2 protein-coding genes are annotated in these 1670 nt (G+C 45.1%); both read left to right on the top strand.

What is annotated here, in order from left to right; all coding sequences use genetic code 11:
• A partial coding sequence (pta, locus tag A3761_RS06790) for a phosphate acetyltransferase (RefSeq protein WP_068750015.1) occupies positions 1–823 on the top strand: 823 nt, incomplete at its 5' end.
• Positions 824–1415: 592 nt separating this feature from the next.
• The coding region (locus tag A3761_RS06785) for a ribonucleotide reductase N-terminal alpha domain-containing protein (protein ID WP_369808188.1) at positions 1416–1670 on the top strand (255 nt) is incomplete at its 3' end.

Below are 1670 nucleotides of genomic sequence, written 5' to 3'. Positions count from 1 at the left end.
GAGTGCTCAGGGTGTCACGCTTTCCAGTGATATTCAGATCGTCGACCCAGACGAAGCACGTGAACGCTATGTCATCCCAATGACAGAGATCAGAAAGCATAAAGGCGTGAGTCACCAAATGGCGCGAGCAATGCTAGAAGACAATGTCGTACTCGCAACGATGATGGTGGCGCTAGATGAAGTTGACGGGCTTGTATCAGGAGCTGTTCACACAACAGCCAACACTGTGCGCCCCGCGCTTCAGTTGATTAAAACAAACGATTGCGCCAAGGTAGTGTCTTCAGTTTTCTTCATGTGCCTCCCCGACCAAGTACTTGTATATGGTGACTGCGCCATCAACCCAGACCCGAATGCCGAACAGCTGGCCGATATTGCGATACAAAGTGCCGACTCAGCCAAAGCATTTGGCATTGACCCCAAAGTCGCCATGATTTCCTATAGCACAGGTGTAAGCGGCACCGGCGCAGACGTCGACAAAGTTCGTGAAGCTACTGAGATCGCTAAGAACTTAAGGCCAGACCTCGTAATTGACGGCCCCCTCCAATACGATGCGGCGGCGATTGAAAGTGTCGCCAAGAAAAAGGCACCGAACAGCCCGGTGGCCGGTCAAGCAACCGTTTTTATCTTCCCAGATCTAAATACTGGTAACACCACCTACAAAGCTGTACAACGTAGCGCCAATGTAATCAGTATCGGCCCAATGCTACAAGGTTTGCGCAAACCTGTTAACGACTTATCTCGTGGCGCATTAATAGAAGATATCGTCTTTACCATTGCACTAACGGCCGTACAGGCATGTCAGTCTGAACAAAAAGGCGATTAAAAAGCAAACCGAATTTAAGGCGCTATATCTTAGCGCCTTCATTTAGTTCGCCTCTAGTATTAGCAAAACCTACACATTCCGCTTACAGATCTAGGACTGAGATGCCTATAACAAAACACTATATCTAGTGCTAACATAAAAAGATAAGTAAGCACTAATTCTGCAAAGCCCATAAATACAAGCACCTTCCTTTTCCTCATATTTTATCGCCCCAAAGTATTGACAAACCAGTCTCGACCACCTTGATATTTACACAATAAAAAAATCGGAAAAGAAACTTCACACACCACAATATAGTGTTATACTTCCCGCATACACAACAACATGTAGTGGATACTAAAACAAAACGCCCCCTATATATTGATGTAATAAGGACAGTATTAGCCCCCAATGGACCAGCCTTTTTCGGGTTTTTACATACTGAACAAGCTTTGATGTCAGCGGCTTATGCCACTAAAGCTAGAAACAGTGTGCGGTAAAGTGATGTACCAAACTAACACTATATATAGAAGCGCTAATCAGCATTAACTCAGCCGTTTTAGCCTACTCTTAATAACAACTGAAAAAATGATATTCCAGATAGAGGTCATACATGAACGCCAAAGTTGAACCACTTGTCTCTCCATTACCAATGCAAGACGCTTCTCAAGATATCTGGCACACTAAGTACCAGCTAAAAACTAAAACTGGTCAGGCCGTCGATCAAAACATTGACGCTACCTATGAGCGTGTTGCCAAAGCGCTTTCATCTGTAGAAGAAGAGGGCAAAAGAGAAACCGTCTACAACGACTTCAAGTGGGCACTAGAAAACGGCGTTATTCCAGCCGGCCGAATCATGTCTAATGCC

It is taken from the genome of Oleiphilus sp. HI0123 (genome assembly GCF_001635315.1).
This window is presented reverse-complemented; position numbering and strand designations above follow the sequence as displayed.